Origin of the sequence: Ramlibacter humi (genome assembly GCF_004681975.1) — a bacterium.
In the GTDB taxonomy this organism is placed as follows: Bacteria; Pseudomonadota; Gammaproteobacteria; order Burkholderiales; family Burkholderiaceae_C; genus Ramlibacter; species Ramlibacter humi.
In genome coordinates this window covers 315,848-329,448 of record NZ_SMLK01000001.1, presented here as the reverse complement: position 1 = coordinate 329,448, position 13,601 = coordinate 315,848, and the positions used below count along the sequence as shown (strand labels likewise).

Sequence of the window (13,601 nt, the reverse complement as noted above, 5' to 3'; positions counted from 1 at the left end):
CACAGAGATACGTCACGGCAGAGTTGCAACGCGCCTAGACTTCGCAGCCCGAATTGAAGGAGAGACGGGCATGCGCAAGACCACCAGCCACACCGACAAGCCGGCCGCTTCCAAGGCCGCGCAGGACAGCGCGCATCCGGCGGCGGCCATCGCCCGCACCACCGGCGCCATGGTCCGCGCGTCCGGCGATCTGCAGGAGACGATGGCGCGGCGCGCCGGCCTGCTGCAGCAGGAGGCCGCGCACCAGCTGCGCATGGCCACCAACCCGGCGGAACTGGTGGCGGTGCAGACGGCGCTGATGATGGCCGGCTGGCAGCACTCCATCCAGTGGACGTCCGACCTGGCCAACGCGTGGTTCGCGCTCGGCACGGCCGGCGCCACGCCGTACCGGGACCCCAAGCCCCACTGACCCACTGAACTCATCCATGGCGGCATGCCGCGCTGGCTGAGCGTTTGACAAGCGGCACGCGAAGGGGCCAGATGGCGCCCCGCGCGTGGCGCCTTTGGTTGCCGCGTCCCGCGGCAACCCGCAGTACCCGCCCATGAACGAGCCCGTCCGATCGATGTTCGCGCCTTCCGCACGCGCCGCGGCCGGCTCGCTGCTGGCCGGGCCCACGGCGAAGGCCGAGGCCATCGCCGGCAGCGAAATGGCCGCCCTGGTGTCGGAGTTCGACTGGGCATCCACGCCGCTCGGCCCGGCGGAAGGCTGGCCCCAGAGCCTGAAGAGCGCGGTACGGCTGATGCTCGGCTCGCGCTACCCCATGTTCATCTGGTGGGGCCCGGAGCTGGTGGGCATCTACAACGACGCCTACTGCGAGGTGCTGGGGCCGCGCCACCCGTGGGCGCTGGGCCGCTCGGCGCGTGAGACGTGGGCCGAGATCTGGGACGTGCTGGGGCCCCAGGGCGATTCCGTCATGCAGCACGGCACGTCCACCTGGAACGACCGAGTGCTGCTGACGATGCAGCGCAAGGGCTACGTCGAGGAAACCTACTTCACCTTCTCGTACAGCCCCTGCTTCAACGACGCGGGCGAGGTGGGCGGCGTGTTCTGCACCTGCACCGACGACACCTCGCGCGTGCTGGGCGAGCGGCGGCTCAAGACGCTGGGCGACCTGTCCGCCGCGGTGCTGGATTCGCGCAACGCGCAGGAAGCGTGCGAAGCCGCGGTGCTGTCCCTGTCGGCCAACACGCACGACCTGCCTTTCATGCTGCTGTACCTGCAGGACGGCAGCGCGCTGCAACTGGCCGCGGGCGCGGGCGTGCAGGACGAACGCATCGCCGTCCTGCGATCGCGCCTGGACGAACCCGGCCTGTGGCCTTTCGCGGACGTCGCCTCCGGCGGCGAGCCCTTGCAGGTCACCCGGCTGGACCAGTACGCCCGCGTGCCCGCCGGCCCATGGGAAGAACCGGTGCAGGACGCGCTGGTGCTGCCCCTGCCCGCGCCCACCGGGGGCACCGCCGGCTTCATGGTAGCGGGCCTGAACCCGCGCCGGCCGCTCGACGGCGAATACCGCGACTGGCTGCGCCTCGTCGCGCAGCAGGTGGCCAGCGCCATCGCCGACGCGCGCAGCTTCGAGGAAGAGCGCCAGCGCGCGCAGTCGCTCGCCGCGCTGGACAGCGCCAAGACAACGTTCTTCTCCAACGTCAGCCACGAGCTGCGCACGCCGCTGTCGCTGATGCTGGGCCCGATGGGCGAACTGCTGGAGAGCCGCACGCTGGACGGCCCGGCGCGCGAATCGCTCGTGCTGGCGCAGCGCAACGGACAGCGGCTGCAGCGGCTGGTGAACGCGCTGCTGGACTTCTCGCGCATCGAAGCCGGCCGCATGCAGGCCTGCTTCCAGCCGATGGACCTGGCGGCCTACACGACCGAGCTGGCCAGCTTCTTCGATTCGGCCGCGCGCAAGGCGGGGCTGGTGCTGGACGTGCGGTGCGACGAGCTGGCCCAGCCGATCTACATCGACCGCGCCATGTGGGAGACGGTGGTCTTCAATCTGCTGTCCAACGCGATCAAGTACACGCTGCGCGGCCGGGTCGAGGTGCGGCTGCACGCAGCAGGCGACGTGGTCAGGCTCGAAGTGCGCGACACCGGCATCGGCATCCCCGAGGAAGCCCTGCCCCGCGTGTTCGACCGCTTCTTCCGCGTGGAAGGCGCGCAGGCCCGCACCATCGAAGGCAGCGGCATCGGCCTGGCGCTGGTGGCCGAGCTCACGCGCATGCATGGCGCGGCGATCGACGTGCAAAGCCGCCTCGGCGAAGGCAGCACCTTCCGCGTGGACGTGCCCTGGGGCCACGCCCACCTGCCGCCGGACCAGGTCGTGCACCAGGAAGCCTCGTTCATGCCGTCCATCGCGTCCGCCGGCTGGATCGAGGAAGTGGAAAGCTGGCTGGAAGGCGCGGCGCCGGACGGTGCGGAAGCGGTGGAAGGCGGCGAAGCACGCGCCGCGGAACCCGAGCGGCTGGCGTGCCCCGCCGCGGCGGGCCGCGGCTCGGTGCTGCTGGTCGACGACAACGCCGACATGCGGCACTACCTGGGCCGCCTGCTCGGGCGCGAGCACGAGGTGCGCACCGCCGCCGACGGCTGGCAGGCGCTCAGCCGCATCGACGACCGCGTGCCGGACCTGGTGCTGACCGACGCGATGATGGGTGGCATGGACGGCTTCGAGCTGCTGCGGCGGCTGCGCAGGGACCCGGCGACGGCCACGCTGCCGGTCATCATGCTGTCGGCCAACGCAGGCGAGGACGCCCGGCTGCGCGCGCTGGAAGCCGGCGCCGACGACTTCCTGGTGAAGCCTTTCCACGCGCGCGAGCTGCTGGCGCGCGTGTCGGGCGCGATGCGGCTGACGCAGGTGCGCCAGCAGGCCATGCGCCGCGAGCAGGAATTGCGCACCGAAGTCGAGCGGGTGCTGGAAAGCATCACCGAAGGCTTCGTCGCGGTGGACGCCGACTGGCGCTTCACCTATGTCAACCGCGCGGCGGAGGGCCTGTACGGCCGCCCGCGCGAGAACATGCTGGGCCGCAGCCTGTGGGACGTGTTCCCCGAGGTGGCCAGCTCCGCGTTCGAGGAGCCTTTCAGGCGCGCCATGCGCGAGCGCGTGGCGCTCACCGTCGAAGGCCCGTACAACCCGCTGGCCGCGTGGTTCGAAGTCAACATCTACCCGGTGGCTTCGGGCGGCCTGTCGCTGTATTTCCGCGACGTGCTGCAGACGCGCCTGATGGAGCGCAGCATCCGCGAGAGCGAGTCGCAGCAGCGCTTCCTGGCCGAGTTCGACCGCCTGATGCGCCACCTGGACGACCCCGAGGCCGTGTTGTGCGAGGCGGTGCGCGCCATCGGCCACCACCTGGGCGCCGACCGCTGCATCTGGGCGCTGGTGGACGGCGACGGCGACAGCGCGGAAGTGCGCGGCGAGTTCCGCCGCGGCGCGAACGTGTCATCCATGCGGGGCCGCATCCGCCTGTCGGACGCGGGCCGCGAGCACCTGCGCCTGTACAAGGCGAGCCGCCCGTTCGTCTCGCACGACGTGGACCGGGACGAACGCACGGCCGACGGCCGCCAGCCCTACCGGCAGGCGGGCATCGGGGCCACCATCTCTTGCGGCATCCTGCGCGGCGACCGGCTGGTAGCCGGCATCGGCGTGCACCAGCGCGAACCGCGCCACTGGATCGAGTCCGAGGTGCAGCTGGTGCAGGCGGCCGCGCAGCGCTGCTGGGAAGCTTTCGAACGCGCCCAGGTGCAGCGCCGCCAGCGCGAGGACGCCGAGGCCCTGGGCCAGGCGCACGCCGCCCTGCAGCAGGTGGAGCGGCGCAAGGACCAGTTCATCGCCACGCTGGCGCACGAGCTGCGCAACCCGCTGGCGCCGCTGCGCAACGGCGTGCAGCTGCTGGCGCTGGGCGGCGGCCCGGACGGCGGCGCGCGCGTGCAGGCCATGATGCGGCGGCAGATCGACCACCTGGTGCGCCTGGTGGACGACCTGCTGGAGGTGTCGCGCATCACTTCGGGCAAGGTCGTGCTGCAGCGCGGGCGCCTGTCGCTGCACGAGGTGCTGGTGGGCGCCGCGGAGAGCTGCCGTCCGGTGGTGGAAGCCGCGCGCCATTCGCTGCACGCGGACGTGGACGCGGTGGCGGGCCTGTACGTGGACGGCGACGCGATGCGCCTGGGCCAGGTGTTCACCAACCTGCTGAACAACGCGGCCAAGTACACCGAACCCGGCGGCCACATCTCGCTGTCGGCGCAAGGCCGCGACAGCGAGGCCGTGGTGGTGGTGCAGGACAACGGCATGGGCCTGGCGCCCGACATGCTGGAGGAAGTGTTCCAGCCCTTCGTGCAGGTGGACCGGTCCGCCGCACGCGCGCAGGGCGGACTGGGCATCGGTCTGTCCATCGTGCGAAGCCTGGTGGAGCTGCACGGCGGCCGCGTGCAGGCGCGCAGCGGAGGCCTGGGGCACGGCTCAATGTTCGAGGTGCGCCTGCCGCTGGCCGAGGGCTCGGTGGCGCAGCCGCCGGACCGCCGCGGCGCGATGAGCTGGCAGATGCCATCGGACGACGGCCCGCTGGTGCTGGTGGTGGACGACAACCGCGACGCGGCCGACAGCCTGGCCGCGATGCTGGAGATGATGGGCGCGCGCGCCCAGGTGGTCTACGGTGGCCCCGACGCGCTGGCCGCGGTGGACCAATACCGGCCGCAGCTGGTGCTGCTGGACCTGGGCATGCCGGGCATGGACGGCTACGAGGTGGTTTCGCGGCTGGCCGGGCACCCGCACCGCGGGCAGATGCACATCGTCGCCCTCACCGGCTGGGGCCAGGCCGAGGACCGCCAGCGCACCCGCGAAGCCGGCTTCGACGACCACCTGGTCAAGCCGGCCGAGATCGAGGCGCTGGAGCTGGTGCTGTCGAAGGTCGGCGGGACGGTGCGCGCTTAGGGGCACCGCCGGCCCCTGCCCTTTGTCATGCCGGGCTTGACCCGGCATCCACCTCCTGCCCGGTGATGACGCGCATTCGGCCCGCCGGGGATGGATGGCGGGTCAAGCCCGCCATGACAGGCATCAGGGCTTCACGTAGTCCGAAATCACCTTCCACTTCCCGTCCTGGATCTGCGACAACCGCGACAGGTCGCTGCCCAGGCGCTTGTTCGGGCCGTAGGTGGCCGGCGCGGCGCCGAACATGTCGGTGTCGAAGCTGATCGAGTCCATGGTCTTCACGAACGAATCGGTCGTGAGGTTGGGGCCGGCCTTCTGCGCCGCCTTGATGAACCAGTCGACGATGCTGTAGCCGTACACCGAGAACACGGTGGGGTCTTCGTTGAACTTGGTCTTGTACTTGTTGGCCCAGAAGCGGATCGGCTGCGAGGCTTCGTCCAGGTAGGGGTTCTGCACCGTCATGGTGGCGTACAGGCCGTCCATGGCCTTGCCGCCCAGCTTGTGGATGAGGTCGGTGTACGCCGCGCTGGAACCCAGGAACGTGGGGCTGAAGCCGGTCTTGCGCGCTTCGCCGATGGTGCCGATAGTCTCGCGGATGATGGTGCCCAGCACCACGAAGTCGCAGCCCGCGCCCTTCATGCGCGCCACCTGCGACGAGAAGTCGGTGGCGCCGCGCTTGTACGTGGTTTTCTCGGCCAGGTCCATGTTGATGGTCTTGAGCCCCGCCTCGGCGCCGCGCAGCACTTCCAGCCCGAAGTCGTCGTCCTGGTAGAGGGTGCAGACCTTCCTGGCCTGCTTGTCCTTCACCAGCTTGGGCAACGCCAGGCGCATCTGGTCGTAGTAGGTCGCGGCGAACGAATACTTCAGCTTGTGCAGCGGCTCGTACATCTCGCGCGCGGCCGTGATGGGCATGAAGTTGACCACGCCCTTCTCGAACTGCACCGGCATCGCCGCCATGTTCTGCGCCGTGCCCAGGTGGCCCGCCATCAGGAAGATCCTGTCCTGGTTCACCAGCTTCTGAGCCGCCAGCACCGCTTTCTTCGGGTCGTAGCCGTCGTCTTCCACCAGCAGCTTCAGCTTGCGGCCGTGGATGCTGCCCTGCTCGTTCAGTTCGTCCACGCGAAGCTGCATGCCGTTGCGCGCCTGCTTGCCGAAGCCGGCCAGCGGGCCCGACAGGTCCTGGATGGTGCCGATCAGGATCTCGTTCTTGCCCACGCCCTGCTGCTGCGCAAGGGCGGGTGAAGCCGCGACGGCCAGGGCCGCGGCGGCCAGGAAAGTGCGGGTGCTGCGCATGTCGTCTCCTCGACTCGTTGGGTGGGTGCGGGGCATTCTTCAGGCGCCCCCTCGCCTGTCAAGCGGGCCGACCCGCTTGGGGTAACCGCTAGCGGTACATCGCCTCGACCTGCGGCGAGTACTTGCGCTCCACCAGCTTGCGCTTGAGCTTCATCGTCGGCGTGAGCTCCTCGTCCTCGGCGGTCAGCTGGGTGTCCAGCAGGAAGAACTTCTTGACCTGCTCCACCCGCGCGAACTTCGCGTTCACGCGGTCGATCTCGCGCTGGATCAGTTCCTGCACCTGCGGCGCGCGCGCCAGGCTGGCGTAGTTGCTGAAAGGCACGTCGTGGTCCTGCGCGTACTTCTCGACGTTCTCCTGGTCGATCATGACGATGGCCGTGAGGAACGGACGCTTGTCGCCGATGACCACGGCGTCGGTGACATACGGCGAGAACTTCAGCTCGTTCTCGAATTCGCTGGGCGTGATGTTCTTGCCGCCGGCCGTGATGATGATGTCCTTCATCCGGTCGGTGATGCGGAAGTAGCCGTCGTTGTCCACGGTGCCCACGTCGCCGGTGCGGAACCAGCCGTCCGGCGTGAACGACTCGGCCGTCTTCTCCGGCTGGTTGAGGTAGCCCATGAAGACGTTCGGGCCCTTCACCTGGATCTCGCCCGAGGCCGGGTCGATGCGCATCTGGTTGTGCGCGCCCGCCGGGCCGATGGAGCCGGGCTTGATGCGCGCGGGCGGCACCAGGCTGGACACGCCGCACGTTTCGGTCATTCCCCAGGCCTCCAGCATGGGCACCCCCAGCGCCAGGTACCAGCGGATCAGCTCGGGCGAGATGGGCGCCGCGCCCGTCACCAGGAACCGCGCCCGGTGGATGCCGATCAGCTTTCGCACGTTGTCCAGCGCCAGCGCGCGCGCCGCCAGGAACTGCAGCTTCAGCCCCGCCGGCACCGGCTGGCCCGCCAGCACGCGGTCGGCCACGCGCTGCCCCACCCCGATGGACCACGCGTAGGTGGCCTGCTGCAGCCGGCTGGACTCGCGCAGCGCGATGGCCACCGCCGAATAGAACTTCTCCCACACGCGCGGCACGGCGGTGCACACCGTCGGCTGGATCTCCCGCACGTTCTCCGGCACCGTCTCGGGGTTCTCGACGAAGTTGATCTTCGCGCCCGAATACACCGGCAGGTACTCGCCGCCGATGCGCTCGGCGATGTGGCACAGCGGCAGGAAACACATGCGCTCGTCGCGCTCGTCCTGCGGCAGCAGCGGGTTGTACGCGCGCGTGATGTAGGCCAGCGCGCCGTGGCTGTGCATCGCGCCCTTAGGCTTGCCGGTGGTGCCGGACGTGTAGACCAGGATGGCGAGTTCGTCGCCGCGCAGCGCATTCATCCGCTGGTCCAGCGCCTGCGGGTGCTGCGCGTTGTGGTCGCGGCCCAGCGCGCGCAAGGCGTCCAGGCTCACCACCATGGGGTCGCGCAGTTCGCGCAAGCCCTCCATGTCCATCACGACGATCCTGCGCAGGTGCGGCAGTTGCGCGCGAACTTCCAGCGCCTTGTCCAACTGCTCCTCGTCCTCGACGAACAGCACCGAGGTTCCCGAGTCTTCGCACAGGTAGTGCACCTGCGAGGGCGAATCGGTGGGGTAGATGCCGTTGCACACGCCGCCCGCGCTGAGCACCGCCAGGTCGGCCCACACCCACTCGGCACGCGTGTTGGCCAGCACGGAAGCGGTGTCGCGCGCGGAGAAGCCCAGCGCCATCAGGCCGCCGGCGACTTCGCGCACGATGGCGCCCACCGCGTCCCAGGTCCAGCTGCGCCACAGGCCCAGCTCCTTCTGCCGCATCCACACGTGCGGGCCGCGCCGGCGCACGCCGTTCCAGAAGATGGCGGGGATGGTGTCGCCTTCGATGACCAGGCCTTCGCGCGGCTCGATGCGGTGGGCGTTCCAGAGGTTGCTCATGCCGATGTCCCCAGAGCCTGGTCAAGCCCGCGATGACAGGGAACGGATTTCACCGCCATGTCTTTTTCTTCTTCCACCGCCGCTCCCCCCTCACCCCGGCCTGCTTCATTCCCAGGTAGAACTCCTTGATGTCGTCCTTCTCCCGCAGGTGCGCACAGGTGTCCTCCATCACGATGCGGCCGTTCTCCAGCACGTAGCCGTAGTCGGCGGCGTTCAGCGCCATGTTGGCGTTCTGCTCCACCAGCAGGATGGTGGTGCCGCGCTCGCGGTTGATGCGCACCACGATCTCGAAGATCTCGCGCGTGAGCTTGGGCGACAGGCCCAGGCTGGGCTCGTCCAGCAGGATCAGTTCCGGCGCGGCCATCAGCGCGCGCGAGATGGCCAGCATCTGCTGCTGCCCGCCCGACAGCAGTCCTGCGTCCTGCGCCTCGCGCTCTTTCAGGATGGGGAAGTACGCGAACACCGCTTCCAGGTCGCGCGCCGCCGCGTCGCGGTCGGTGCGCGTGTACGCGCCCATCGCCAGGTTGTCGCGCACCGACAGCAGCGGGAACACCTCGCGCCCTTCCGGCACGTGCGACAGGCCGCGCCGCACCACGTCGGCCGGGTCGCGCGCGGTGATGTCCTCGCCCTTGAACTCCACCGTGCCTTTCAGCGGGTCCAGGATGCCGGAGATGGTCTTCAGGATGGTGGTCTTGCCCGCGCCGTTGGAGCCCAGCACGGTGGCGATCTCGCCTCGGCGCACCTGCAGGCTGACGCCGCGGATGGCCTTCACCGGGCCATAGGCCGATTCCACGTTGGCCAACCGCAGCACGGGCACGTCGCCGTTGGGCGCCGAGGTGGTGGCGGGCGCCGCCATCATCGCGTCGCCTCCCTGCGCAGCGTGGCCACGTCGTCGGCCGAGCCCAGGTAAGCCTCGACGACACCGGGATGCGCCTGAACCTCCGCTGGTGTGCCGAGTGCGAGGACTTCGCCCTGGTTCATTGCCAGCACACGGTCGGACACGCGCGAGACCAGCGCCATGTCATGCTCCACCATCAGCACGGTGATGCCCAGCTCCTTCTGGATGTCCTGGATCCAGAAAGCCATGTCCCCGGTTTCTTCCACGTTGAGGCCGGACGAAGGCTCGTCCAGCAGCAGCAGCTTGGGCTCGGTGCACAGCGCGCGGGCCAGTTCGACCACCTTGCGCACGCCGTACGGCAGGCCGGCCACCAGCGAATCGCGGTGGTGCTGCAGGTCGAGCAGGTCGATCACCCGCTCCACCTTCTCGCGCGCGGCGATCTCGGCGGCGCGCGCCTTCGGCGTGAACAGCATGTCGGCCCACAAACCCGTGGCGCGATGCGTGTGGCGGCCGATCAGCAGGTTGTGCAGCACGGTGGCGTGCTCGAACAGTTCGATGTTCTGGAAGGTGCGCGCGATGCCAAGCCCTGCGATGCGATGCGGCGGTTGCGTGGTGAGCGGCCGGCCTTCGAAGTCGATGGCGCCGGAAGTCGGCTGGTAGATGCGGCTGATGAGGTTGAAGACGGTGGTCTTGCCCGCGCCGTTGGGCCCGATCAGCGTGAACACCTCGCCGCGCCGCACATCGAAGCTGACGCCGTTGACCGCCAGCACGCCGCCGAAGCGCACGGACAGGTCCTTCGCGGAGAGCAGCACGCCGGTCACCGCAGCCTCTCCGACTTCTGGAACGACTTCTGCCGCCTGAACATGCCGCGCCGGTAGAACGGGAACAGCTGGAACCAGGTGCGCACCTTCAGCCAGCGGCCGTACAGGCCCATGGGTTCGAACAGCACGAAGGCGATGAGCACCGCGCCGTAGATCACCGCCTTCAGGCCCGGCGCCTGGCCAATGGCATCGGGCAGCAGGTCCTTGAACAGGCCGATGGCCTGCGGCAGCCCGATGAGGAAGATGGCGCCGAGGAAGGCACCGTGCAATGAGCCCAGCCCGCCGATGACCACCATCAGCAGCAGGTCGATGGACTGCACGATGTTGAACTGGTCGGGTGAGAGGAAGCGGATCTGGTGCCCGTACAGCGCGCCGCCCAAACCGGCCAGCGCCGCCGACAACGCGAAGCTGAGCGTCTTGTAGTACGCCAGGTGGATGCCCATGCTCTGCGCCGAGATCTCCGAATCGCGGATGGCGACGAAGGCGCGGCCCGTGGGCGAGCGCAGCAGGTTCAGGCACGCCAGCGTGGCCAGCACCGCCGTGGCCAGGCACACGAAGTAGAACGAGGTGCCCGTGTCCGCCGCCCAGCCGAAGGCCTTGGGCGCGCCCACCGTCAGGCCCGCGTTGCCGCCGGTGACCTTCTCCCAGCGCGCGAAGCCTTCTTCCACGATGAAGCCGAAAGCCAGCGTGGCGATGCCCAGGTAGATGCCTTTGACGCGCAACGCGGGCAGGCCGACCACCACGCCCACCAGCGCCGAGAGCGCGGCCGCCACCGCCATCGCGGCCGGGAACGGCCAGCCCGCGTTGGTCAGCACCGCCTGCGTGTACGCGCCCACGCCGAAGAAGGCGGCGTGTCCGATGGAGAACAGGCCGGTGAAGCCTGCCAGCAGCATCAGCCCCAGGCCGACCACGCCGTAGATGAGCATCTGCGTCATCTGCGCCAGCAGGTACTCCGACGCCGCCCACGGCGCGGCGATGAGCGCCGCTGCGAGCAGCGAATACCAGAACACGTGCCCGCCATGCCTGGCCAGCCGGATGTCCTGCTCGTAGCTGGTCTTGAAGAGGAAGCGCATGGTGGCGGCGTCATTCCCGCGAAGGCGGGAACCCGTGGCTCCCCGCCTTCGCGGGGATGGCGCTGGGAAGGCAATGAGGCGAGAAGCGAGCTTGGGTCATCACACCTTCTTCCTCAGTCTCTCGCCGAACAACCCGTTCGGCATCACCACCAGCATGGCCAGCACCACGATGTACGCGGCGATGTCCTTGAAGCCTTCCGGCAGGTAGAAGCCGGACAGCGACTCCACCACGCCGATGACCAGCCCGCCGACGATGGCGCCGGGCAGGCTGCCGAAGCCGCCCACCACGGCGGCGGGAAAAGCCTTCAGCCCGATGAGCCCCATGTTGGCGTGCACGAAGGTGATGGGCGCGAGCAGCAGCCCCGCGATGGCGGCCACCGCCGACGCCAGGCCCCACACCAGGCCGTTCAGCCGCCGCACCGGGATGCCCATGTAGTACGCCGCCAGCTGGTTCTGCGAAGCGGCCTGCATGGCGATGCCCACCTTGCTGTAGCGGAACGCCGCGTACAGCAGCGCGCACAGCGCGGCGGTGGCGGCGATGACCACCACGTGTTCGACCGCGATGACCAGCCCGCCCGCGTTCCAGACCATGTCCTTGTACGGCACGGCCAGCGTGTGCGTCTCGGTGCCGATGGACGGGATCATGGTGATGGTCCCGCGCGCCACGTAGCCGATGCCGATGGTGAGCATGACGATGGAGAACGCGGGCTGCCCCAGGATGGGCCGGATGACGATGCGTTCCAGCAGCACGCCGAAGACCGCCATGCCCGCGATGGCCGCCGGCACCGCCAGCCAGAACGGCAGGCCCAGCGTGGCGAGCGCCGCCAGGCCGGCGAAGGCGCCCAGCATCATGAGCTCGCCCTGCGCGAAGCTCACCGTCTCGGTGGCCTTGTAGATCAGCACGAAGCCCAGCGCGATCAGGCCGTAGATGCATCCCTGCGCGATGCCGCTGATCACCAGTTGGAGGAATTGCACTTGCCGGGCTGCCTGTGTGTTGGCGGGTTATAGCCGCCGGGTTCGCCGTCGCACTACAGGGTTGGTCCGGAGGACGGGGTGTGGCAGGGCGCCGGGGACGGGGTGTCTAATGCCCCGATGACCAGCAGCGTGAGAGTCGAACAGGACGGCCCCGTGACCATCGTCACGCTGGACCGCCGTGAAGTGCGCAACGCCGTGGACCGCGACACGGCGCGCGCGTTGTACGAAGCCTTCGTCGCGTTCGACGCCGACCGGCAGGCAAGCGTAGCGGTGTTCCACGGCGCCCACGGCCACTTCTGCGCCGGCTGGGACCTGCAGGCCGGCGCGCAGCTGGCGGCGGAAGGGCCGCAGAAGGTGTTCACCGACCTCGATTTCCAGCCGGGCCAGCCGCAGCCACGGGGCCCGATGGGGCCTTCGCGCCTGCTGCTGTCCAAGCCGGTCATTGCGGCTGTCAGCGGCGCGGCCGTGGCCGGTGGCATGGAACTGGCGCTGTGGTGCGACATGCGCGTGCTGGAAGAGGACGCGTACTTCGGCGTCTATTGCCGCCGCTTCGGCGTGCCGCTGATCGACGGCGGCACGGTGCGCCTGCCGCGCCTGGTGGGCATGGGCCACGCGATGGACCTCATCCTCACCGGCCGCAAGGTGGAAGCCGCCGAGGCGCTGCAGATGGGGTTGGCGAATCGCGTGGTGCCGCGCGGCCAGGCACGCGAAGCCGCCGTCGCCATCGCGCAGCAACTGGCTGCCTTCCCGCAGAAGACCATGCTGGCCGACCGCATGAGCGCGTACCGGCAATGGGACCTGCCCATCGAGCAAGCGCTGCACCAGGAATGGCGCGGCGGCGCGCCGTGCATGGCCGACGGCATCGCGGGCGCGGGCCGCTTCGCCGCGGGCGAAGGGCGGCACGGAAAGTTCTGAGCATGCGCGCCGCCCCGCCCTTCCCGCGCCGCATCGCCAGCAGCGAACGAATGATGTGGCTGACGCCGCAGCGGGTGTTCTACGCGGGGCTGCTGGGCGAACCGTCGCGGCATGCGCGCGGGTGCCTGATCGTGCACGTGGCGCTGGAGGGCCTGCTCACGGCGCGCGTGGGATCGCAGGCGCCGGCCACAGGGGAAGTCGTGGTCGTGCCGCCTTGGGTGCCGTACGAGCTGTCCAGCGGCGGGCGCCATGCCATCGGGCTGCTGGTGGAGCCGGAGACGGTGCGGCTCGACGAACTGCCGCCGTTGCTGCGCGGATGCGGCGTCGTCGATGCGCCTGCACTGGCCGATCACGTGCGGCGCTGCCACCAGCGGCTGCTGGCGCCGGGCGCGCTGGATGCGCTCTCGCCCGCCGATTTCGATCCGCTGTTCTTCGGCCAGGCACTGCCCTCGCGCGAGCTCGACCCGCGTGTGTTGGCCGTCCTCGAACGCCTGTGGCGCGAGCCGGCCAGCGGCGTGTCGGCCGACGATTGCGCGCGCGAAGCGGGCCTGTCGTTCTCGCGCTTCCTGCACCTGTTCAAGGAACAGACCGGCGTGCCCTTCCGCAGCCTGCGCAGCTGGAAGCGCGCGCGCAGCCTGCTGCGCTACGCCGCTGGCGCGGGGAACCTGGTGGATGTGGCGCTGGACATCGGCTACCCCGACGCCAGCCACTTCAGCCACTCGATCCGCCAGGCGTACGGGCTGAAGCCGCGCGACATCGTGGCGGGGTCCCGCAAGCTCAGGGTGGTGGAGCACCGCGCCGCCGCCTGAGCGGGGGCGGCCAGGACAC

The 13,601-nt window shown here is 69.7% G+C and carries 10 protein-coding genes; 4 read left to right on the top strand and 6 right to left on the bottom strand.

Annotation, left to right across the window (positions count from 1 at the left end; all coding sequences use genetic code 11):
- Window positions 1-70: 70 nt before the first annotated feature.
- Complete coding sequence (locus EZ216_RS01595; protein WP_135247822.1) at window positions 71-409, top strand: hypothetical protein; 339 nt, start codon at window positions 71-73, stop codon at window positions 407-409.
- 133 nt (window positions 410-542) lie between these two features.
- Window positions 543-4,916 carry an ATP-binding protein gene (locus EZ216_RS01590; protein ID WP_135247821.1) on the top strand — a complete coding sequence of 1,458 codons (4,374 nt, stop codon included), beginning with the start codon at window positions 543-545 and terminating at the stop codon, window positions 4,914-4,916.
- Window positions 4,917-5,039: 123 nt separating this feature from the next.
- Here EZ216_RS01590 and EZ216_RS01585 read toward each other — a convergent pair whose 3' ends face one another.
- From EZ216_RS01585 to EZ216_RS01560, 6 genes are all read right to left on the bottom strand, one after another.
- Window positions 5,040-6,206: an ABC transporter substrate-binding protein gene (locus EZ216_RS01585; protein ID WP_135247820.1), complete on the bottom strand. Its 1,167-nt coding sequence runs from the start codon at window positions 6,204-6,206 to the stop codon at window positions 5,040-5,042.
- Window positions 6,207-6,294: 88 nt separating this feature from the next.
- The gene (locus tag EZ216_RS01580; RefSeq protein ID WP_135247819.1) at window positions 6,295-8,151 is read right to left on the bottom strand and encodes an AMP-dependent synthetase/ligase; all 1,857 of its coding nucleotides are present in this window, start codon (window positions 8,149-8,151) and stop codon (window positions 6,295-6,297) included.
- A gap of 49 nt (window positions 8,152-8,200) precedes the next feature.
- Window positions 8,201-9,010 carry an ABC transporter ATP-binding protein gene (locus EZ216_RS01575; protein WP_135247818.1) on the bottom strand — a complete coding sequence of 270 codons (810 nt, stop codon included), beginning with the start codon at window positions 9,008-9,010 and terminating at the stop codon, window positions 8,201-8,203.
- The gene (locus EZ216_RS01570) at window positions 9,007-9,810 is read right to left on the bottom strand and encodes an ABC transporter ATP-binding protein (protein ID WP_135247817.1); all 804 of its coding nucleotides are present in this window, start codon (window positions 9,808-9,810) and stop codon (window positions 9,007-9,009) included. Before EZ216_RS01570 ends, EZ216_RS01575 begins: the two co-directional genes overlap by 4 nt.
- Entirely contained in the window at window positions 9,807-10,883 is a 1,077-nt protein-coding gene (locus EZ216_RS01565; protein WP_135247816.1) for a branched-chain amino acid ABC transporter permease, read from the bottom strand. The genes EZ216_RS01570 and EZ216_RS01565 overlap by 4 nt, the downstream gene beginning before the upstream one ends.
- Before the next feature lie 99 nt (window positions 10,884-10,982).
- Window positions 10,983-11,858 carry a branched-chain amino acid ABC transporter permease gene (locus EZ216_RS01560; RefSeq protein ID WP_135247815.1) on the bottom strand — a complete coding sequence of 292 codons (876 nt, stop codon included), beginning with the start codon at window positions 11,856-11,858 and terminating at the stop codon, window positions 10,983-10,985.
- A gap of 117 nt (window positions 11,859-11,975) precedes the next feature.
- Here EZ216_RS01560 and EZ216_RS01555 point away from each other — a divergent pair, with 117 nt between their 5' ends.
- Together EZ216_RS01555 and EZ216_RS01550 are read left to right on the top strand one after the other, a co-directional pair.
- Window positions 11,976-12,773 carry a crotonase/enoyl-CoA hydratase family protein gene (locus tag EZ216_RS01555; protein WP_135247814.1) on the top strand — a complete coding sequence of 266 codons (798 nt, stop codon included), beginning with the start codon at window positions 11,976-11,978 and terminating at the stop codon, window positions 12,771-12,773.
- 2 nt (window positions 12,774-12,775) lie between these two features.
- Window positions 12,776-13,582 carry a helix-turn-helix domain-containing protein gene (locus EZ216_RS01550; protein WP_239024247.1) on the top strand — a complete coding sequence of 269 codons (807 nt, stop codon included), beginning with the start codon at window positions 12,776-12,778 and terminating at the stop codon, window positions 13,580-13,582.
- Window positions 13,583-13,601: the final 19 nt, after the last annotated feature.